Here is an 18,546-nt window from a genome sequence, read left to right on the forward strand (position 1 = left end):
TATGGTACAACCGAGATATACATACTAAGGGTCTGCCATACTTTTTTATTTTGTCAAGAAGGGCGAATAGATTGATTTTCGGTTATGGTTGTGTTAGTATAGTTTCATTAAGGGGGATTGATTATGGCTTTGATAAATTGTCCCGAATGTGGAAAAGAAGTATCTAATGCCGCTGAGAGTTGTCCGCATTGCGGATATCCGATAAAGAACTATATACAAGAGGAACAGCAAAAGCGTATAGAGTTCGAAAGAAAGCAAAAACAAATTAAACAAGAAAAAACAGATAAAAAATCAATAAGCAATAAACAGAACAATAGCAATGATTTATGCTCAAAACCTAAGTATAATGTCGATGAAAATAGAGCAAAAAAAATAGATAAAATTGGAAATGTATTATTTGGTATCGCTATCGTTGCAGGTAGTATTTGTGTTATATGTATGTTTGGTGTATTTATTGGATTCTTTTTAGATTCATCTGAATATATGCTGGCGGTAGGATGTGGTTTTTTTGGTGGTGGGTTGATAGCTATTATATGTATACCTATAATAAAATCACTTGAATTGAAAAAAAGAGTTGCTAATGGAGAGTTTGCAGATTTAGAAGAAGCTAAGAAAGCGGCTGAAATTGAGAGGCAAGAAGCTGATAAGAGAAGTGCCGAAATAGAAAAGAGAAAAGCAGAAGAACAGAAAAAACGTGAACAAGAAATATATAAAGCGCAACATCCGAAATGTCCACATTGTGGTGGTAATAATACATCAAGGATTACGACGACAGGAAAGGTGATTTCTACTGCTGCTCTTGGGCTTGCCTCTTCAACAATAGGCAAGCAATATCAGTGCTATGATTGCAAGCACAAATGGTGATTATTCGTATAAATTCGTATATTATTAGAGTATTCAATTAAATATCTGGCTTAAATAGTAATTTATTTAGCATCCTAACATTCCCGACAATGAAGAGTCTGGATAAATAAAAATGATTGCTCCGAAGGCTGTTTGGCTTTCGGAGTTTTCTTTGACTTTTGCTGTGCAATCATATATAATGAATGGGATCTTAACTTGTATAATGAATGGACTCTTATACTTGATCTTTGACAGAGAGCCGACAAGGATTATGAGGGAATGACGACGGATAGATCCGAGAGACTTTCTATCGCGCAATATATTTGGAAGGTGATCGTATGATTTACAGAAATGTGCTGGAGGCGGTGGGGCAGACCCCGCTGATCCGCTTGAACCGCATGCCCGAGCCGGGCAGCGCGGAGGTGCTGGTGAAGTTTGAGGCGCTGAACGTCGGCGGCTCGATCAAGACGCGCACCGCGCTGAACATGATCAACCACGCGGAGAAGAAGGGGCTTTTGAGATATGACAGCATCATCGTTGAGCCGACCTCGGGCAATCAGGGCATCGGACTGGCGCTGGTGGGTGCGGTGAAGGGCTACAAGACCATCATCATCATGCCCGACTCCGTCAGCGTGGAGCGCAGAAAGCTGATCAAGCACTACGGCGCGAAGGTCATGCTGATCCACGACGCGGGCGATATCGGCGCGTGTATCGACGAGTGTCTGAAAACCGCCTTGAAGATGGCGGAGAAGGCCCCGCGCGTATTCGTACCGCAGCAGTTTGAGAATATCAATAACGTCAGAGCGCACAAGAAGTATACCGCGCTGGAGATCATGCAGCAGTGTGCCGATCATATCGACGGCTTCTGCTCGGGTATCGGCACGGGCGGCACCATCACGGGCATCGGCGAGGTGCTCAAGGCGCAGTACCCCGACATCGAGATCTGGGCGGTAGAGCCTGAGAACGCCGCGATCCTGGCGGGCGGTACTATCGGCACGCACTTGCAGATGGGTATCGGAGACGGGTTGATCCCTCCGATCCTGAACAGGGAGATCTATGATCAGATCTACGTTGTGACGGACGAAGAAGCGATCGAGACCGCAAAGCGGCTGGCGCGTGAAGAGGGACTGATGTGCGGCATTTCCAGCGGCACCAACGTCGCGGCGGCGCTGAAGCTCGCGAAAAAGCTCGGACCGGGAAAGACGGTCGTCACCGTCCTGCCCGACACCGCCGAGCGTTACTTCTCCACACCGCTCTTTGAGGAATAAGAAAACACATAAAAAATCAGAACGGAGGACTCCCGATGAAAATGATGACAAGAGTAATGGCGGTTATCTTGACCGTTATGATGGCGGTCTCTGTACTTTCAGGCTGTGCCAAACAGAATACCGCGACAGCGACGCCCGATGAACTGTACTTTTCCGTACAGGAGGTGCGCGAGTCGCCGAAGTGGGTCACAGACTTAGAGGCGACCAAGGACGCTGAGCAGCTGATCGTTGTCGCGGGCGTAGACAAGACGACCGCGTACATTACCATGCACGAAAAAGACGCGAACGGCAAGTGGCAACAGATCATCGCGACCCCCGGCTTTATCGGTCTGGACGGCTTGGGCGACGCGAACATCAATGACTGCTACACCCCTGTCGGTACTTTCACGATCGACAAGGCGTTCGGTCTGGCGGACGACCCCGGCTGTCAGATGGAATACACCAAGGTGGACGAGAACTACTATTGGTCGGGCGACGCGCGAGAGGGCAAGCACTTCAACGAGCTGGTCAACATCAAGGACGTTCCCGATCTCGATACCGAGAACAGCGAGCATATCGCTGATTTTGACTACGCGTATCAGTATGTGCTGAATATGGGCTACAACGCGGAGTGTGAGGAAGAAAAGGGCTTTGCGTTCTTCTTCCACTGCTTCAGAGTCAACCGCACCTACACGGGCGGCTGCGTCGGCGTGCCCGAGAACATCATGAAGTTCGTCATGCAGCATGTTAAGCCCGGCTGCAAGATCACGATCGATTCCCTCGAGCATATGAAGGGCGATCTGGACGACTGAGAACATTTGATATTTCACTGAGATACAACGAAGGGGCGATCATATGAGAAGAGATCTATGCTATTTTTATCCGATACCCGTCGAGCCTGTTTTTAACGCATTCGTGCAGGCGGCGAATCAGAAATTCGGCAAGCAGTGCAAGATTGACGCGTACAAGACGGTCAATTTCGGACTGAACTACTCGTTCAAATACAATATGAACGGCGGCGCGCTGACGATCCATTTCATGCCGTACAACAACGGCACGGCGATCGACATGCGCTACACCATCGTGCAGGCGTTCGGCGCGCGGTATCAGAAGCACGCGGACGATGTGCTGATCTTCACTAACGCTGTGCTCGGCGCGCAGGCGCAGAGGATACAGCTAAATATCAACGAGTTTTTGGCGTATGAAACGGGCGTATCGTCCGCTCCGCTGAATACCGTGCCTGTACAGCAGGTGCCTGTTCAGCAAGCTCCTGTTCAGCCTGCGGCTCAGCCGAATTTCTGCATGAAGTGCGGCGCTTCTGTTGTGCCGAACGCGGCTTTCTGTATCAAATGCGGCTTCAAGCTGAGATAGGGTGAGCGGTATGACGGATAAAGAATTGCGCTGGGAGATAGAGAGCACGAAGGAACTGCTGAAAACGCCTGTCTTTGACGTGCTCGAACAGCAGGAGATTACGCACAGCGGCTTGCGGGGCGACTATATCGCGATGGACGCGCCCGACTGGGTGCAGGTCATTGCCGAGGTGGACGGACAGTTCATCTTAGTGCGCCAGTGGCGGCACGCTTCACAGAGCATGAGCACGGAATTCCCCGGCGGCGTGGTCGACAGGGGAGAGGACGCGGCGACAGCGGCGCGCAGAGAGCTGAGCGAGGAAACAGGCTTTAAGGCAGGCAGGCTGACACATTTGGGCTCTGTCAGCCCTAATCCCGCTCTGTTCAAAAATCAGTATCATGTGTATCTCGCGGAGGAGTTGGAGCCGACAGGGAAACAGCACCTCGACGATGACGAGCTGCTGACCTATGAGCTCATGCCCGCCGAGCAGGTGATCGCGGAGTACGGCAGGGGAGAGTTTGCCCACGCCCTGATGGGCACGGCAATCGCGCTGTACTTACAGCATAAAAACAAGGCGTAAGCCATTTGACTATCATCAGGCATCAAAACAGCCCGCGGGTCATTCCGCGGGCTTTCTTATGTCATGGAGTTTCCTGAGCTTGTTGCTTCAGCTTTTTCGTTTTGATAGGCAATAGGATCAGGGCGAATATGAACAGGAGGATACTGAACCACTGGGAGGTGGACAGTCCGAAGAAGATACCGCGGTTGACGTCGCCGCGGAAGAACTCCGTGATGAAGCGGATCACGGGGTAGGTGAGCAGGTAGCAGCAGATCAGGCGGTTCTCCATCTTATGCTTGCGGAACAATTGCAGGAGAATGAAAAAGAGGATGAAACAACACGCGCTCTCGACGAGCTGGATGGGGAAGCGGTTCACGCCGTTGATGGCGGGGTTGATCGGGTTGTCGTGGACGGTGAACCCGAAGGGGCTCTCTACGCCGTAGCAGCAGCCGCCGAAGAAACAGCCGATGCGACCGAAGCCGTGGAACAGGGGGACGAGCACCGCGTAGATGTCCAGCAGATGATCGCGGTGGGCTTTGACGTCCTTCGCAAATTTTGTGTAGACGAGGATTCCGATCGCCGCTCCGATAAAGCCGCCGTAAAAGACAAAGCCGTTGAACGCTGCTTTGATACACGTCCACAGGCCGCTCCAGCCGAGCTCGGAAAAATGAGAGAAGCCGTAGAGCAGATAGCGGTAGTTGGTGGCGGCATACAGCAGGCTCGCGCCGACCGCCATGCCGATACCCGCCGCGATCATCGTCAGGGCGAAGTCGTAGACGTCGATATCGTAGCGGCGTATCAGCAGTCTGCCGACTAAAAAGCAGACGGCAAAGCCTACAGCCGCCATAATGCCGTAAAGCCCGATCTGCTTGCCGAAGATTTCAAATACAGGGAACATAGTTTTCTCCTTAAGTTGGACACATGATCGTATTTGTATCTCGCTGACACTCGATCAATTATGCAATCCCTCCGTCTCGATCCCAATCGAGACACCTCCCTTTACCAAAGGGAGGCTGTAAAAACAACGCAGCCGGCCGTAGCATACGACCGGCTGTGAAGCTTCAGAAAAACTGATTTTAGTTTACGGAAGAGCTGATCTGATCGAGAGCGCTGGAGAGCTGATTCGCAACCTCGGGATCGTTCGCAATCTGATTGGCAACAGCAGTGCCGGCTGCGAGCAGAACGCCGCAAACGATGGTGCCGATGATGGAAAGAACCAGACCGATGATGGAAAGAATCAGACCTGCGGTAGCGATACCGTTCTTCTGACCGAGAGCCTTATAGCTCTTCTGGGCGTTGATCGCAAGGATCAGACCGACGATTGCGCAGATGATACCGATGATGCCTAATACAAGACCCCACCAAGAGATGACGCAAGCAGCAATGCCTAAGACCAAGGAAGCGATCGCTAAGCCTTTCTTACCCTGTTGTTCCATAGTAAAATCCTCCTTAAGATTTTGTAATATCGGTTTAATGCGTTAATTCACTAAACCTGCTATCATCATATCATATTATTTTGAATATTGCAAGGATAGGCGCGGTTTTTTGTGGATTTTGACCTAAAAGGCAAAGCCGTTTGCGGCTCGGGCAGGTCGTAATGGGTTGAAAAACGTATGATAGCCGCGTGATAAGAGAGATTTTTTGCCGATCAGGGAGCGGTATGCGAAATATATATGTGCAGGTTGCACAATAGTATTACTTTGTTTTTATATATTTGGTGGATTTTTGCGTCCGAGGGACGGTTTTTATTGTGCCGTTGTTGAATTTGTTATATAATAAACTGGTAGCGGGTGAAAAAGCATTGTTTTTCGCCGCTGATTTATACCGTGAAAAGGTACATAACACTCTTGAAAGGAGTTTTTTAATTGAAACAGTACGACCCGAAACACATCATCAATATCGCTATGGCAGGTCATTCCGGCGCGGGCAAGACCTCTGTCGCCGAAGCGATGCTGTATCTTTCCAAGGCGAGCGACCGTCTGGGCAAGATCGCCGACGGCAACACCCAGCTCGACTTTGACCCTGAGGAAATCCGCCGCAAGGTATCTATCGTTACCGCTGTGGCTCCCGTAGAGTGGAAGAATACAAAGATCAACATCATCGACACCCCCGGACTGTTCGACTTTGAGGGCGGTCTGTTTGAGGGTTATCGCGCCGCAGAGACCGCGCTGATCGTCGTATCCGCGAAGGACGGCGTGAATGTCGGTACCGAAAAGGCTGTCAAGGCTGCCGATAAGGAGGGCTTGACCAAGATCTTCTTCGTCAACGGCGTATGCGACGAGGACGCGCGCTTCTATCGCGTGCTCGAGGATCTGAAGGCTACCTTCGGTCCCTCCGTCTGCCCTGTCATCGTTCCGCACATTGAGAACGGTCAGGCGAACACCTACATCAACCTGCTTGAGTACAAGGCTTACAAATATGACAGCAAGGGCAACGTAGCTCCCACCGCGATCATCCCCGAGATGGGCGACCGCTTTGAGGGACTGCGCGAGGCGATCAAGGAAGCTGTCGCTGAGACCAGCGAGGAGCTGATGGAGAAGTTCTTCATGGAAGAGGAATTCACCCCCGAAGAGATCATCACCGGCGTATCGCAGGGCGTTAAGGACGGCACTCTGTGCCCCGTATTCTGCGGCGACGCTTCGACCACCTTCGGTATCGAGCAGTTCCTGAACAGCCTGACATGGCTGGCTCCGTCCGCCGCCGACAAGGGCGGCGAGACCGCTGTAGACGTCAACGGCGAGCCTGTCGATATCGCCTGCAACGAGCAGGGCGCTACCGCGGCGATCATCTTCAAGACCGTTGCCGACCCGTTTGTCGGCAAGCTGAGCTACTTCAAGGTCGTATCCGGCAAGGTCTCTACCGATACGCCTCTCCTGAATATGCGCACCGGTAACCAGGAGCGTATCACCAAGGTGCTCACCGTCCGCGGTAAGAAGCAGGAGGACGCTTCCGCTGTCGTCGCCGGCGATATCGGCGCGATCCCGAAGCTGACCTCCGCCAACACGGGCGATACCCTTTGCTCCCCGACCCGCAAGGTCATTCTCGACGGCATCGACTATCCCGCTCCTTCCTTCTCCATGGCGGTTTATCCGAAGAAGAAGGGCGAGGAGGATAAGGTCGCTCAGGGTCTGGCAAGACTCGCCGAGGAGGATCCCACTATCAAATTCAAGAACGACCCCGAGACCAAGGAGCTCGTCATGTCCGGTATGGGCGAACAGCACCTCGACGTTGTCGTTACCAAGTTAAAGAGCAAGTTCAACGTAGAGGTTGAGTTAAAGCAGCCCAAGGTCGCTTATCGCGAGACCATTCGCGGCAAGTCCGACGTAGAAGGCAAGCACAAGAAGCAGTCCGGCGGTTCGGGTCAGTACGGCGACGTATGGATCAAGTTTGAGCCGTGCGACAGCGAAGGCTTGGAGTTCGAGATCGCCGTTGTCGGCGGTTCCGTACCGAAGCAGTTCTTCCCCGCGGTCGAAAAGGGTCTGATGGATTCCATCAAGAAGGGCCCGCTGGCAGGTTATCCTGTTGTCGGAGTCAAGGCGACGCTGTACGATGGTAAGTACCACCCCGTTGACTCCAACGAAATGGCGTTCAAGACCGCCGCTCAGCTGGCGTTCAAGGCGGGTATCCCGCAGGCGAAGCCGACCCTGCTCGAGCCGGTAGGCACCCTCAAGGCGACCGTTCCGGACGCGAACATGGGCGATATCATGGGCGAGGTCAACAAGCGCAGAGGCCGCGTGCTCGGTATGAACGCGGGCGAGAGCGGCATGCAGATCGTCGAGGCTGAGGTCCCGATGGCTGAGATGGCTGACTTCTCCATCTTCATGCGCCAGTGCACCCAGGGTCGCGGCACCTTCACCTTTGAGTTCGAGCGCTATGAGGACGCTCCCGCTCAGGTAGCCCAGAAGGTCATCGAAGCGGCGAAGGCTGAGGAAGCATAACTGTGTTTACAAGGCTCTGCGATATCGCAGAGCCTTATTGTTTTATAATATCGGTATGGAGGTTAATATGAAACGACTGCTTTGTATGATCGTGCTGCTGGCGGTTATGTTATCCTTATGCGCTGTATCGGCGTCCGCTAACGCTCCATTGACGCCGGATATTATCATCACGCTCGATCAGCCCTATGAGGGCGACTATCTCATCGCGGTTCTCAGTGACAGAAACGCGTTTTATTAGTATGATGAGCAATGGTACAATGATTATAAAAGCGAATATGGAGTGGAAGATATGTGGGCGGCGGTCAAAAAGATCAGGAGCACCCGCGACGAGGACGGATATGATTATATCGCAGATATAGATGGCTTCAACAAAGAAAATGGAACAACGAATGTAGGGTATCCGTACGACACTTTCAAGATCGCGCTGTATTATCCCGATACTGATACGCTGGTGAAAACAAAAATACTTGTAAAGAAGAACTACATACATCTTTATCAGCTGACGCTTGACGGCAAAAATATCAAGAATGTTCAGACGAAACAAGACCTTGATAACGGCGTGTTCCGTCCTGCTGTTACAACAGTCAGACCTTATTTTCAAGAGCAGATGTTTTTTCAGTTCCTCGTTTGCCTTGCGTTCAATCTGGTGGTCGAGATCCTGATCGGATTGCTGTTCGGTTACCGCAAATGGAAGCATGTCCTTACGATTGCGGTCACCAATATCATCACGCTGATCCTGCTGACTGTGAGTACCATTCTGATCAACCCGCCTGTATATGACAGCGTGCTGAGCTTTCCGTTCGCGTTCTTTGAGATTGCGGTCGCGGCGGTCGAGGGCACGGTGTACGCGATTGCGTTCCGTCATTTTAATAAGAGCGAGAAGTACAGCCCGTGGCTCGCGGTACTCTATGCCTTTGTTGCGAACGCCTTCACCTATGTGGTCGGCTCGCTGTTCTATCTGATCCCGCATTGATTCATGTGCATTACACAAAAAGCTCCCGAGAGATCGCAATATCATTAAGTTAAGAGAATTGTATCTCGCTGACGCTCGGTCAATTGATGCAATCCCTCAGTCACCTTACGGTGACAGCTCCCTTTACCAAAGGGAGCCTTGGCTTAACTTAATGACATTGCCGAGAGATCGGGAGCTTTTGTATGCAAAAAATATTTGACAAGAAAACTTTGCAAAAACTATTGACAAGTAAACTTGGCAGTGCTATAATAGCACCATCAAATGACAAGTAAACTTGTCAAATGGTATCAGTGCGGTTGAGATTGCCACGGTTGAGGAGTTGTTCAAATCTTTGATTTGGCTGACAACTCCCATGCAAGGCTCTCCCAAGAAGCGGAGCATATTATGCGAATGCTGATTGGCTGAGAGCTACTGCCGTCAAGCTCCCTCGCAATGACATTCAAAAAGGAGATGTTATCATGAACAGAGAAGATATTTTGAAGAAAGCACAGGAGGAGAACAACGGTAAGGATTATGCCGACATTGAGGCGCAGAAGAGCGGCACGCGCGCGGCGTATTTTATCGCCGTATTTCTGGTGATCATCGTTGATCTGGTCAACGGCTTTGTGCTGGGCTATGTCAATCGCGGCATGGACTTTGTCCTGTTCACGATGGCGTTCGTCGCCTTTTTGACCAAGTATATCAAGCTGCGTAAGCGGCATGAGCTGTTCGTTACGATCTTCTGGGGATTGCTGGCGCTGATGATGCTCACGCTCTGGATCCTACAGCTCTGCGGGGTGATGGCGTGATGGATAACGAATTGATATTGAGGAATAACCTTGCCGCGATTCGCAAGGAAAAGAAGCTGTCACAGGCAGAGCTGGCGAAGATGGTCGGCGTATCACGCAATACGATCAGCTCTATCGAAACGGGACAGTTCAATCCGACGGCGAAGCTCGCGCTGATCCTGTGTATAGCGCTGGATAAGAAATTTGAAGAAATCTTTTACTTTTGAGAAGGTGAGCCTATGAAAACAGCAGTTGTCTATTATTCCATGAGCGGTAACACACAGCAGATCGCCGAGAAGATCGCTGATGCGCTAGGCGCTGATCTAATCCGTATCGAGCCAAAGAAAGAATATCCCTCCAAAGGTTTTCGCAAATTCATTTGGGGTGGCAAGAGCGCCGTGATGGGGGATCGGCCGAAGCTACAGCCGTACATGCTTGATAGCGGTTATGACAGGATCATCATCGGTACGCCGGTATGGGCGAGTAATATCACCCCACCGATCAGAACTTTTATCACAGAAAACCGTGATATGCTCAGCAGGATAGAGATCGCTGCTTTTGTCTGCTATGCGGGAGGCGGTGCGGACAAAGCTCTTGATAAGCTCGCCGCTCTTTTGGGGATCGACCGCTTGGTTGCAACGCTAACCCTCATCGATCCAAAGGACAAGCCCGCAAAGGATAACGATGAAAAGGTAATCGTGTTTTGTCAAAAACTGGAAGGATAAGCAAAAAGGGGCTATTGCAAAATAAAAAACGTCATTCTGAGGCTTTGCCGAAGAATCTAAAAAGCACACATTTTCCGTTATATTACACATGGTAGGTGTAATATAAATAGACAAATTGCACTATAAGATCCTTCGCTTTGCTCAGGATGACAGACTTTGGGGCTATCGCTTTTCTTAATGCGATAGCCCCTTTCGTTATAGTATAGCAGTTCTTTCAAAAGAGTGTAGAACAAGAAGCGCACATTTGACACGCCGTTGATGTTCTTTAATGAAAGAGCTTACCTTTCAAAAGGCGGAATAAAGACGCTGCGCGTCATCTGATGATCATGGACTTGCCGGTCATTTCTTCGGGCTGGGGCAGACCCATGATATCGAGCATGGTGGGCGCGATATCCGCGAGAACGCCGCCCGAACGCAGCTCCTTGCACTCGTCACAGCCGACGACGCAGAAGGGCACGGGGTTGGTGGTGTGGGCGGTGAAGGGGGTGCCGTCCTTGTCGATCATGCGATCGGCGTTGCCGTGGTCAGCGGTGATACAGGTCACGCCGCCCATCTCGGCGATGGCATCGGATACCTTCTTGACGCCCCAGTCAACGGCTTCGACAGCCTTGACAGCCGCTTCAAATACGCCTGTGTGACCAACCATGTCGCAGTTGGCGAAGTTGAGGATCACAACGTCGTACTTGCCGCTCTTGATGGCTTCGACGCATTTTTCGGTGACTTCGTAGGCGCTCATATGGGGCTGCATGTCGTAGGTCGCGACAGCTGGGGACTTGACGAGGATACGATCCTCGCCGTCGTACTGCTTCTCAACGCCGCCGTTGAAGAAGAAGGTGACGTGAGCGTATTTCTCGGTTTCGGCGATACGCAGCTGGGTCAAACCGTTTTTGGAGAGATACTCGCCGAGGGTGTTGACGAGCTTCTGCGGCTTGAAGGCGATCTCGACGTTGGGCATGGTCGCGTCGTACTGGGTCATGCAGACGTAGGTGACGGGGAAGCGGCCGTTTCTGCGCTCAAAGCCGGTGAAATCGTCGTCGACGAAGGTGCGGGTGATCTCGCGCGCTCTGTCGGGACGGAAGTTGTAGAAGATAACGGAGTCGTTTTCTTTGACGGTGTCGCCGCCCGCGATGACGGAGGGCAGCATGAACTCGTCGGTCACGCCGTTGTCATAGCTGTTCTGTACCGCCTGAACGGGATCGGTCTCCTGAACGCCCTCGCCGTAAACGATCGCGGAGTACGCCTTCTCGACGCGCTCCCAGCGGTTATCTCTGTCCATCGCGTAGTAACGACCGCTGATGGTAGCGATCTTGCCTACGCCGATCTCGGCGCACTTTTCGACAGCCTGAGCGACGTATTCCTTCGCGCTGGAGGGCGGTACGTCACGGCCGTCGAGGAAGGCGTGGATATAGACCTTGGAGAGCCCCTTGCGCTTAGCAAGCTCCAAGATCCCGTACATATGGGTATTGTGGCTGTGAACGCCGCCGGGGGACAGCAGACCGAAGAGATGCAGGGAGCTGTCGTGCTCCTTGCAGTTGTCGATCGCCTTGTTCAGCGCTTCGTTCTCAAAGAAGTCGCCGTCCTCGATGGACTTGGTGATACGGGTCAGCTCCTGATAGACGATGCGGCCGGCGCCCATGTTGGTGTGGCCGACCTCGCTGTTGCCCATCTGGCCGTGGGGCAGACCGACGTCGAGACCCGACGCGCCGATCATGGTGATGGGATTTTTGAAGAACAGTTGGTCAAGATACGGGGTGCGCGCGTAGGTGATGGCGTTGCCGTACTTGGGAGCGATACCAAAGCCGTCCATGATGATTAATGCAATAGGTTTTTTCATATGATGATCCTCTCTATGTAGGAGTGCTATCTGAAAAGAATCAGGATTATTCGGGCTTGGCCGCGTCAACGATCGCCGCGAATTTCTCGGCTACGAGAGAAGCGCCGCCGATCAGACCGCCGTCAACGTTGGTCTTGGAGAGCAGCTCAGCCGCGTTCTTGTCGTTCATGGAGCCGCCGTACTGGATGGTGACGCCGGAAGCGACCTCGAGACCGTACTTCGCCTTGAGGCACATACGGATGAATTCGCAGACTTCCTCCGCCTGCTCAGCGGTAGCGGTCTTGCCGGTACCGATCGCCCATACGGGCTCGTAAGCGATGACGACGTTAGCCATCTCCTCGGGAGTGACGTCCCACAGGTCGAGCTTGATCTGGCGGGCGATGACCTCGTTGGTGATGTCGCACTCACGCTCCCACAGCAGTTCGCCTACGCAGACGATGGGCTTGAGACCCGCCGCCAAAGCAGCCTTGGTGCGCTTGTTGACGGTCTCGTCGGTCTCGCCGAAGTACTGTCTGCGCTCGGAGTGACCGATCACGACATATTCTACGCCCATTTCCTTGAGCATACCGGTGCTGATCTCGCCGGTGAAAGCGCCGCTCTCCGCCCAGTGGCAGTTCTCAGCGCCGATCTTGATGTTGGTGTCCTTGGTGACTTCGATCGCGGTAGCGAGGTCTACGTAAGGTACGCAAGCGACGACTTCGCATTCAGCGTCCTTGACGAGGGGAATGATCTCCTCGAGCAGCGCCTTAGCCTCAGAGGGGGTCTTGTTCATCTTCCAGTTACCGGCGATGATGGTCTTTCTCATGCCTTTAGTTAATGCGTCAAGTATCATAATAAACAATCCTTTCGTATGGTAACAGAGGGCGACGAGCGCCGCCCTCCTTCGTTGTTAATTAGTCTTTGTCAGCGATAGCCGCGATACCGGGCAGAACCTTGCCCTCGAGGTACTCGAGAGAAGCGCCGCCGCCGGTGGAGATGTGGCTCATCTTGTCGGCAAAGCCGAGGTTGACGACAGCCGCAGCGGAGTCGCCGCCGCCGATGATGGTGGTAGCGTCGGTCTCAGCGAGAGCCTTCGCGACCGCGATGGTGCCCTCAGCGAGGATCGGGTTCTCGAATACGCCCATAGGACCGTTCCAGACGACGGTCTTAGCGGACTTGACAGCCTCTGCGTACAGCTCGCGGGTCTTGGGACCGATGTCCAGACCCATGCAGTCAGCGGGGATCTCGCCCGCGTCGTAAACCTCGGTGTCGATCGGAGCGTCGATCGGATCGGGGAAACTCTTAGTGCAGACGGTGTCGATGGGCAACAGGAGCTTCTTGCCGAGATCCTCAGCCTTCTTGATCATCTCGTTGCAGTAATCGAGCTTGGTGTCGTCTACGAGAGAGGTGCCGATCGCCTTGCCCTGCGCCTTAGCAAAGGTATAAGCCATGCCGCCGCCGATGATCAGGGTGTCGCACTTCTCGAGGAGGTTAGAGATAACGTTGAGCTTGTCCGCAACCTTTGCGCCGCCGAGGATCGCGACGAAGGGACGTACGGGAGCTTCTACCGCGTTGCCGAGGTAGTCGATCTCTTTCTGCATCAGATAACCGACTGCGGTGCACTTGATATGATCGGTGACGCCGACGGTGGAGCAGTGAGCGCGGTGAGCGGAGCCGAAAGCGTCCATAACGAATACGTCAGCTAAAGAAGCCAGCTCGGAGCTGAACGGCTCGAGGTTCTTGGTCTCTTCCTTGCGGAAGCGGGTGTTCTGGAGCAGAACGACGTCGCCGTCCTTCATAGCGGCAACAGCAGCCTTGGCGTTCGCGCCGACGACCTCGTCGTCGTTAGCGAATACGACTTCCTTGCCTAAAAGCTCGCTCAGGCGAACCGCGACGGGAGCGAGAGAGAACTTCTCCTCGGGGCCGTTCTTCGGCTTGCCCAGATGGGAGCAAAGGATCAGCTGACCGCCGTCAGCGATGATCTTCTTGATGGTGGGGAGAGCGGCGGTGATACGGTTGTCGTTGGTGATCACGCCGTCCTTGAGCGGTACGTTGAAGTCACAGCGGCACAGTACCTTTTTGCCGGCGAAGTTGATGTCATCAACGGTGTACTTGTTGAGTTTCATGATAAAAACATCCTTTCTTTGCATTGCTTGTTTGCTTGTGCTAATCGCAAACGTACAATACCATAATTTTACTCCATAATTATATAACAAAAGGGTAACAGTTTGCAATAGCAAAATGGAAGATTATTGGGGTTAATTGTTAAAAATAACAAGAAAAACGCCCCTTTCGGAGCGCTGTGCTACTCGATATCGTCCCAGTGGTGGCGGTGGAGCTCGCCCTTTGTCAGCAGCTCGGGGTAGTCCCACTGGCGGAGCACCTCGTAACAGCCGATGGCGACGGAGTTCGCGAGGTTCAGAGAACGCGCTTCATCGATCATCGGGATACGGACGCAGCGGTCGGGGTATCGCATGAGAACGTGCTCGGGGATACCGCGCGTTTCCTTGCCGAAGATGATGTACGCGCCGTCGGGGTAGGCGACATCACTGTGCTTGCGGCGCGCCTTGGTGGAGAAGAAGAAATACTCTCCGCCCGCGGTCTTTTCGAAAAAGTCGTCGATCGAGTCGTAATAGGTGATGTCGACGAGATACCAGTAGTCGAGCCCCGCTCTTTTCAGATTGCGGTCGGTGATCTCAAAGCCGAAGGGTCGCACAAGGTGGAGCCTTGCGCCCGTAGCGGCGCAGGTGCGGGCGACGTTGCCCGTGTTCTGGGGAATCTCGGGCTCGAATAAAACGATGTTCAAAACTTTTTTATCTTGATTTTCCAATTTGTTTTTCCTCTTTTATCTTGGAATAAGCGGTATGTATATGCAAAAAATAATCTCGCAAAGGAGGTTATCATATGTCAAAAGCAATGTGCAGCAGCGGCGACTGCAAGGAGAAGAAGGGCGGCAGCCTGAAATGTATCCTCGGCGGTATGCTGGCGGGCGCGGCGGTCAGCGCGGGCGCGATCTGCCTGATGAGCAATAATAAGAAGATGCTACAGAAAAAGGCGAACAAGGTAGCGCAGGCGATGGAGGATCTGCTCGACAGCGCGAAGGATATGTTTCAGTGAGTTAGGAGTTTTTGGTGGGCACCGCACACCCGTTTTCTATATAAATCCAAAACGCGGAGCGTTTCCCACAACTCCTAACTCCTCGCTCCTAACTTCTCACTATTCATAAGGTGTTGAAAAAGTCATTCTTTTATGCTACACTTGATTTGATCAAGAAAGCGTAAAAGGAGAGATGAACATGGAACTGATCCGGAGCTTTACCGTCGACCATACCAAGATCGTCCCCGGTATTTTCCTCAGCCGTGAGGATCATGTGGGAAACGACATGGTCACGACCTATGATATCAGGCTGAAAAAGCCGAACCGTGAGCCTGTGATCGACGTCGCGGCGATGCACTCGCTCGAGCATATCATCGCGACCTATCTGAGGAACGATCCCGACTGGAAGGACGAGATCATCTACTGGGGCCCGATGGGGTGCCTGACGGGATTTTACCTGATCCTTAAGGGTAACCGCGCGCCCGAAGATATCTATGACCTGATGCTCGGCGCGTTCAGGGCGGTTGCGGACGCAGAGGTGATCCCCGGCGCGACGGCGGTGAACTGCGGGCACTATCTCATGCACAATCTCGGCATGGCGAAGTGGTACGCGGCGGAGTTCGCGGCATATCTGGAGGCGAACGCCGACGATCGCGCGATCTTCGAATATCCCAAGACCGAACGCCTGATCACCGACGAGGGACAGCAGTTCTTCGATTCGTAAGCGGCAAGGTGAAAGCTCCCGTTCCAGGGAGCTTTTTCTTATGAATGATGGCTTTATTCCGAGAAGTCCGTGAAGCTCAGGTTCAGGTCGACTGTGCCCTCGACGCCGTCGATCGAGCCGTCCTTGCTGTACTGCCACATGTCGAATTTGTAGTACATGGTGGGGAATTCGCGGTAGTCGGCGAGCCAGAAATCGTAATCCTTCATGGTCTCAAAGTCGTACATGATCAGCATTTGAGAGGTGTTGGAGTAGACGATGGCTTTGTAGCCGGCGTTGGTGATGGTATCGCAGAAGGTCTCGGCGAGCGAGGTCAGCTCGTCGCCCGTGACCTTGTCCGTTCGCGCGTCGCCCTCGGCGATGTTCTCCCAGTCGAAGGCTACGGGGAAATCGAGCTTTCTGCCGTCGAGCTTCTCGATGGAGTAGTTCGCCTCCTGCGCGGCGTCCTCGACGCAGTTCGCCTGTGAGAAGAAATACGCGCCGATCTTCAAGCCTGCGGATCGAGCCTGTTCATAGTAGGTATCGAAATTCTTGTCCTCATACAAGCCGCCCTCGTCGCCGTAGTAGCGGCCGCCGATACGCAGCATGACAAATTCCACGCCCGCGTTCTTCAGGGCGGTGAAGTCTACGTCGCCCTGAAATTCGCTCAGGTCGATGCCGAGATGAGAGATCTTCTTGCCGTTCTCATAATAGGCGGGGGTGCCGTCCTCTTCATATCGCAGACCCTCTGCCGTATAGGTGTTGACCTCGGCGCCCTTGACGGTCTGCAGCTCGATGTCGCCCATGACGGAATCGTTGATGGTGACGACCTCGCCCGACGAGGTGGGAACGGCGTTTTCGTCAGCGGGTTTGGGCTGTAACAGGCGGCTGACGCCCCAGCCTACGCCGATGATCAGCGCCGCCGACAGCAGGATCGCCGCGATGATGATCGGGACACGATGCTTGCTCCGGGGTTGTTGTTTACTGTGCTTGCCGCCCTTAGAGCGGGAAGTTCGTTTTTTATCGTCTAAGTCAGCCATAAATGCTCCTTTTTGCGGTATTTTTACCCATATAGAATACCACAAAAGCGGATTATTGTAAATAAACTTCACAATAAGTTTACTTTTACTTGAAATAACGCAAAGATTCGTTTATAATATCTTTAACTAACGCATATCAAACGCATATCATCGGGAAAGGAGGAAGGCTCTTGCAAAGTCAGGGTTATCGCAAGCATACGACCGAGCAGATACTCAGAGCCATCGAGCTTTGTCCGACCATCGACAAGCTCTTTGAGATCGTCAAAAACGAGCAGATCGTGATACAGATGCAGAGCTTCAACTCCGCTTCCTCCCTGCCAAAGCAGGCGCCGAAGCCGATCCCCGATTTGTCTCCGCTGGACAGCCTGAAGATCAGGGTGCGCCAGGCGGTGATGGACGCGGCGCGCCTGAGGGGAGAGGTCGTTTCTGTTCCCGCTCCCGCTGTGCAGCCTGTCCGACACACTAAGGAACAGCTGATCCGCGCGGTGCAGACCTGTCCGACTATCGACAAGCTCTTTGAACTGGTCAAGAACGAACATATCGTGATACGCATGAAGAGCTTCAACTCCGCTTCGGGACTGCCGCAGCATAGACTCAGCGGCGAGGAGCTCAAGCCCGACAAGAGCCCTCTCGACCGCTTGAAGGAGCAGGTGCTCGACGCGGTGATGAACAGTAACTAACGCGCTGTATTTCGCCGTTTTGAAACTGAATACGCAAAAAATACCGCCCTGTTTGAAACAGGGCGGTTCGTTATGTCGGAAAGAATCAGTCAAGGCGATTGCCGCAACCGACGCAGAAGGTCGCGGTCGGAGCGTTTACATAATTGCACTTGGAGCAAACCTTGACGTCAGACTGTTCAGGCTGTGCGGGCTGCTCAGGCTGTGCGGGCTGCTCGGGCTGAATGGGCTGAACGGGAGCAACAGGAGCTGCGGGGGCGGCGTTGTTCATGCCGCTGAACGGCGAAACATTCGGCTGCTTGTCAAAATCCTGATACTCGTCGCCGAGCACCTTCTTCTCGATCTGCTGTACGCTGTGGATCAGCTGACCGTAGCCGTACAGCACAAAGCTGCCGACCCATGCGAGCAAAGCGCCGAGCGCCGCGCTGACAAGTCCGCCGAAGATCAGAGCAACGCCCGCGCCTGCGGTGTAGCTGTAGCCGAGCATTGAGATGCCCGAGATCATCATGATCAGACCGCTCAGCGCCGCAAGGACGATGCCGATGATGCAAAGGACTTTTGCCAAAGTCCTGATTTTATTACCGATGTTTGTAAACATACCTCATTCTCCTTTGAATATTTACTTTCTTTTCGGGAACAGTTCTTCTGTTTCCGTTTTTTATTATAGTCCTTTTTACAGTGACCGTCAAGTCAGAGAGAGCGGGGCGTTTACTCATACTAATCCTTAATAAAAACCTTTATCATCTATTGCGCTATATTTCGTATAGCTTTGTTGGGCTCCTTGACAGGCGCCAGCCTGTCTGCGTCTCCCGTCGCGC

General features: G+C 52.9%; 22 protein-coding genes. 14 read left to right on the forward strand and 8 right to left on the reverse strand.

The genetic code is table 11. The annotated features are described in order from the left end of the window. Nucleotides 1–123: 123 nt before the first annotated feature. The 5 genes from KQI83_RS12510 (at nt 124) to KQI83_RS12530 (ending at nt 4,020) form a co-directional block, all read left to right on the forward strand. Nucleotides 124–864, forward strand: coding sequence for a zinc ribbon domain-containing protein (locus KQI83_RS12510; protein ID WP_216558607.1), 741 nt, complete (start codon nt 124–126; stop codon nt 862–864). Nucleotides 865–1,181: 317 nt separating this feature from the next. Then, a complete protein-coding gene (cysK, locus tag KQI83_RS12515) occupies nt 1,182–2,111 on the forward strand; it encodes a cysteine synthase A (protein WP_216558610.1) in 930 nt (309 codons plus the stop codon). Nucleotides 2,112–2,146: 35 nt separating this feature from the next. Next, on the forward strand, nt 2,147–2,902 hold the full coding sequence (locus KQI83_RS12520) for a L,D-transpeptidase family protein (protein WP_216558613.1): 756 nt from the start codon (nt 2,147–2,149) through the stop codon (nt 2,900–2,902). A gap of 43 nt (nt 2,903–2,945) precedes the next feature. After that, a complete protein-coding gene (locus KQI83_RS12525; RefSeq protein WP_216558616.1) occupies nt 2,946–3,461 on the forward strand; it encodes a zinc ribbon domain-containing protein in 516 nt (171 codons plus the stop codon). A 10-nt stretch (nt 3,462–3,471) separates the two neighbouring features. Then, nucleotides 3,472–4,020, forward strand: coding sequence for an NUDIX hydrolase (locus KQI83_RS12530; protein ID WP_216558621.1), 549 nt, complete (start codon nt 3,472–3,474; stop codon nt 4,018–4,020). A 61-nt stretch (nt 4,021–4,081) separates the two neighbouring features. Here KQI83_RS12530 and KQI83_RS12535 read toward each other — a convergent pair whose 3' ends face one another. Both KQI83_RS12535 and KQI83_RS12540 read right to left on the reverse strand, forming a co-directional pair. Beyond that, nucleotides 4,082–4,897 carry a prolipoprotein diacylglyceryl transferase gene (locus KQI83_RS12535; protein ID WP_216558625.1) on the reverse strand — a complete coding sequence of 272 codons (816 nt, stop codon included), beginning with the start codon at nt 4,895–4,897 and terminating at the stop codon, nt 4,082–4,084. A 178-nt stretch (nt 4,898–5,075) separates the two neighbouring features. After that, the gene (locus KQI83_RS12540; RefSeq protein ID WP_216558629.1) at nt 5,076–5,435 is read right to left on the reverse strand and encodes a DUF4190 domain-containing protein; all 360 of its coding nucleotides are present in this window, start codon (nt 5,433–5,435) and stop codon (nt 5,076–5,078) included. 429 nt (nt 5,436–5,864) lie between these two features. Here KQI83_RS12540 and KQI83_RS12545 point away from each other — a divergent pair, with 429 nt between their 5' ends. The 6 genes from KQI83_RS12545 (at nt 5,865) to KQI83_RS12570 (ending at nt 10,402) form a co-directional block, all read left to right on the forward strand. Continuing rightward, the gene (locus KQI83_RS12545) at nt 5,865–7,937 is read left to right on the forward strand and encodes an elongation factor G (protein WP_216558632.1); all 2,073 of its coding nucleotides are present in this window, start codon (nt 5,865–5,867) and stop codon (nt 7,935–7,937) included. 67 nt (nt 7,938–8,004) lie between these two features. Beyond that, complete coding sequence (locus KQI83_RS12550) at nt 8,005–8,175, forward strand: hypothetical protein (RefSeq protein ID WP_216558635.1); 171 nt, start codon at nt 8,005–8,007, stop codon at nt 8,173–8,175. A gap of 51 nt (nt 8,176–8,226) precedes the next feature. Further along, nucleotides 8,227–8,910 (forward strand): hypothetical protein, encoded by a 684-nt coding sequence (locus tag KQI83_RS12555; RefSeq protein WP_216558638.1) that lies wholly within the window; start codon nt 8,227–8,229, stop codon nt 8,908–8,910. A 458-nt stretch (nt 8,911–9,368) separates the two neighbouring features. Continuing rightward, complete coding sequence (locus KQI83_RS12560) at nt 9,369–9,698, forward strand: DUF6442 family protein (RefSeq protein ID WP_216558640.1); 330 nt, start codon at nt 9,369–9,371, stop codon at nt 9,696–9,698. Then, nucleotides 9,698–9,904 (forward strand): helix-turn-helix transcriptional regulator, encoded by a 207-nt coding sequence (locus tag KQI83_RS12565; RefSeq protein WP_216558643.1) that lies wholly within the window; start codon nt 9,698–9,700, stop codon nt 9,902–9,904. The genes KQI83_RS12560 and KQI83_RS12565 overlap by 1 nt, the downstream gene beginning before the upstream one ends. 12 nt (nt 9,905–9,916) lie before the next feature. Further along, nucleotides 9,917–10,402, forward strand: a complete 486-nt coding sequence (locus KQI83_RS12570) for a flavodoxin family protein (protein WP_216558645.1) — start codon at nt 9,917–9,919, stop codon at nt 10,400–10,402. Nucleotides 10,403–10,715: 313 nt separating this feature from the next. On the opposite strand, the gene gpmI is transcribed toward KQI83_RS12570, so the two are convergent. The 4 genes from gpmI to trmL form a co-directional block, all read right to left on the reverse strand. Next, a complete protein-coding gene (gpmI, locus tag KQI83_RS12575; RefSeq protein WP_216558647.1) occupies nt 10,716–12,236 on the reverse strand; it encodes a 2,3-bisphosphoglycerate-independent phosphoglycerate mutase in 1,521 nt (506 codons plus the stop codon). A 46-nt stretch (nt 12,237–12,282) separates the two neighbouring features. Continuing rightward, nucleotides 12,283–13,041: a triose-phosphate isomerase gene (gene tpiA / locus KQI83_RS12580; RefSeq protein WP_334300147.1), complete on the reverse strand. Its 759-nt coding sequence runs from the start codon at nt 13,039–13,041 to the stop codon at nt 12,283–12,285. A gap of 88 nt (nt 13,042–13,129) precedes the next feature. Continuing rightward, a complete protein-coding gene (locus KQI83_RS12585; protein ID WP_216558653.1) occupies nt 13,130–14,341 on the reverse strand; it encodes a phosphoglycerate kinase in 1,212 nt (403 codons plus the stop codon). Nucleotides 14,342–14,520: 179 nt separating this feature from the next. Continuing rightward, nucleotides 14,521–15,045 (reverse strand): tRNA (uridine(34)/cytosine(34)/5-carboxymethylaminomethyluridine(34)-2'-O)-methyltransferase TrmL, encoded by a 525-nt coding sequence (gene trmL, locus KQI83_RS12590; protein ID WP_216558656.1) that lies wholly within the window; start codon nt 15,043–15,045, stop codon nt 14,521–14,523. A 74-nt stretch (nt 15,046–15,119) separates the two neighbouring features. On the opposite strand from trmL, the gene KQI83_RS12595 reads away from it, so the two are divergent. Continuing rightward, nucleotides 15,120–15,332, forward strand: coding sequence for a hypothetical protein (locus KQI83_RS12595; RefSeq protein ID WP_216558659.1), 213 nt, complete (start codon nt 15,120–15,122; stop codon nt 15,330–15,332). Between the two features lie 178 nt (nt 15,333–15,510). Further along, nucleotides 15,511–16,035 carry an S-ribosylhomocysteine lyase gene (locus KQI83_RS12600; protein ID WP_216558662.1) on the forward strand — a complete coding sequence of 175 codons (525 nt, stop codon included), beginning with the start codon at nt 15,511–15,513 and terminating at the stop codon, nt 16,033–16,035. Between the two features lie 53 nt (nt 16,036–16,088). On the opposite strand, the gene KQI83_RS12605 is transcribed toward KQI83_RS12600, so the two are convergent. Continuing rightward, nucleotides 16,089–17,051 (reverse strand): glycoside hydrolase family 25 protein, encoded by a 963-nt coding sequence (locus KQI83_RS12605; RefSeq protein WP_216558665.1) that lies wholly within the window; start codon nt 17,049–17,051, stop codon nt 16,089–16,091. Between the two features lie 170 nt (nt 17,052–17,221). On the opposite strand from KQI83_RS12605, the gene KQI83_RS12610 reads away from it, so the two are divergent. Continuing rightward, a complete protein-coding gene (locus KQI83_RS12610) occupies nt 17,222–17,731 on the forward strand; it encodes a hypothetical protein (protein ID WP_216558668.1) in 510 nt (169 codons plus the stop codon). Between the two features lie 85 nt (nt 17,732–17,816). Here KQI83_RS12610 and KQI83_RS12615 read toward each other — a convergent pair whose 3' ends face one another. Further along, nucleotides 17,817–18,326: a zinc finger Ran-binding domain-containing protein gene (locus tag KQI83_RS12615; protein WP_216558672.1), complete on the reverse strand. Its 510-nt coding sequence runs from the start codon at nt 18,324–18,326 to the stop codon at nt 17,817–17,819. Nucleotides 18,327–18,546: the final 220 nt, after the last annotated feature.

The sequence above is a fragment of the Roseburia sp. MSJ-14 genome, assembly GCF_018918225.1.
Lineage (GTDB): Bacteria > Bacillota > Clostridia > Lachnospirales > Lachnospiraceae > Petralouisia.

Coding starts and splice junctions, on each gene's coding strand:
- KQI83_RS12510 (WP_216558607.1), top strand. CDS start 124: ATGGCTTTGATAAATTGTCCCGAATGTGGAAAAGAAGTATCTAATGCC.
- cysK (WP_216558610.1), top strand. CDS start 1,182: ATGATTTACAGAAATGTGCTGGAGGCGGTGGGGCAGACCCCGCTGATC.
- KQI83_RS12520 (WP_216558613.1), top strand. CDS start 2,147: ATGAAAATGATGACAAGAGTAATGGCGGTTATCTTGACCGTTATGATG.
- KQI83_RS12525 (WP_216558616.1), top strand. CDS start 2,946: ATGAGAAGAGATCTATGCTATTTTTATCCGATACCCGTCGAGCCTGTT.
- KQI83_RS12530 (WP_216558621.1), top strand. CDS start 3,472: ATGACGGATAAAGAATTGCGCTGGGAGATAGAGAGCACGAAGGAACTG.
- KQI83_RS12535 (WP_216558625.1), bottom strand. CDS start 4,897: ATGTTCCCTGTATTTGAAATCTTCGGCAAGCAGATCGGGCTTTACGGC.
- KQI83_RS12540 (WP_216558629.1), bottom strand. CDS start 5,435: ATGGAACAACAGGGTAAGAAAGGCTTAGCGATCGCTTCCTTGGTCTTA.
- KQI83_RS12550 (WP_216558635.1), top strand. CDS start 8,005: ATGAAACGACTGCTTTGTATGATCGTGCTGCTGGCGGTTATGTTATCC.
- KQI83_RS12555 (WP_216558638.1), top strand. CDS start 8,227: ATGTGGGCGGCGGTCAAAAAGATCAGGAGCACCCGCGACGAGGACGGA.
- KQI83_RS12560 (WP_216558640.1), top strand. CDS start 9,369: ATGAACAGAGAAGATATTTTGAAGAAAGCACAGGAGGAGAACAACGGT.
- KQI83_RS12565 (WP_216558643.1), top strand. CDS start 9,698: ATGGATAACGAATTGATATTGAGGAATAACCTTGCCGCGATTCGCAAG.
- KQI83_RS12570 (WP_216558645.1), top strand. CDS start 9,917: ATGAAAACAGCAGTTGTCTATTATTCCATGAGCGGTAACACACAGCAG.
- gpmI (WP_216558647.1), bottom strand. CDS start 12,236: ATGAAAAAACCTATTGCATTAATCATCATGGACGGCTTTGGTATCGCT.
- tpiA (WP_334300147.1), bottom strand. CDS start 13,041: ATGAGAAAGACCATCATCGCCGGTAACTGGAAGATGAACAAGACCCCC.
- KQI83_RS12585 (WP_216558653.1), bottom strand. CDS start 14,341: ATGAAACTCAACAAGTACACCGTTGATGACATCAACTTCGCCGGCAAA.
- KQI83_RS12595 (WP_216558659.1), top strand. CDS start 15,120: ATGTCAAAAGCAATGTGCAGCAGCGGCGACTGCAAGGAGAAGAAGGGC.
- KQI83_RS12600 (WP_216558662.1), top strand. CDS start 15,511: ATGGAACTGATCCGGAGCTTTACCGTCGACCATACCAAGATCGTCCCC.
- KQI83_RS12605 (WP_216558665.1), bottom strand. CDS start 17,051: ATGGCTGACTTAGACGATAAAAAACGAACTTCCCGCTCTAAGGGCGGC.
- KQI83_RS12615 (WP_216558672.1), bottom strand. CDS start 18,326: ATGTTTACAAACATCGGTAATAAAATCAGGACTTTGGCAAAAGTCCTT.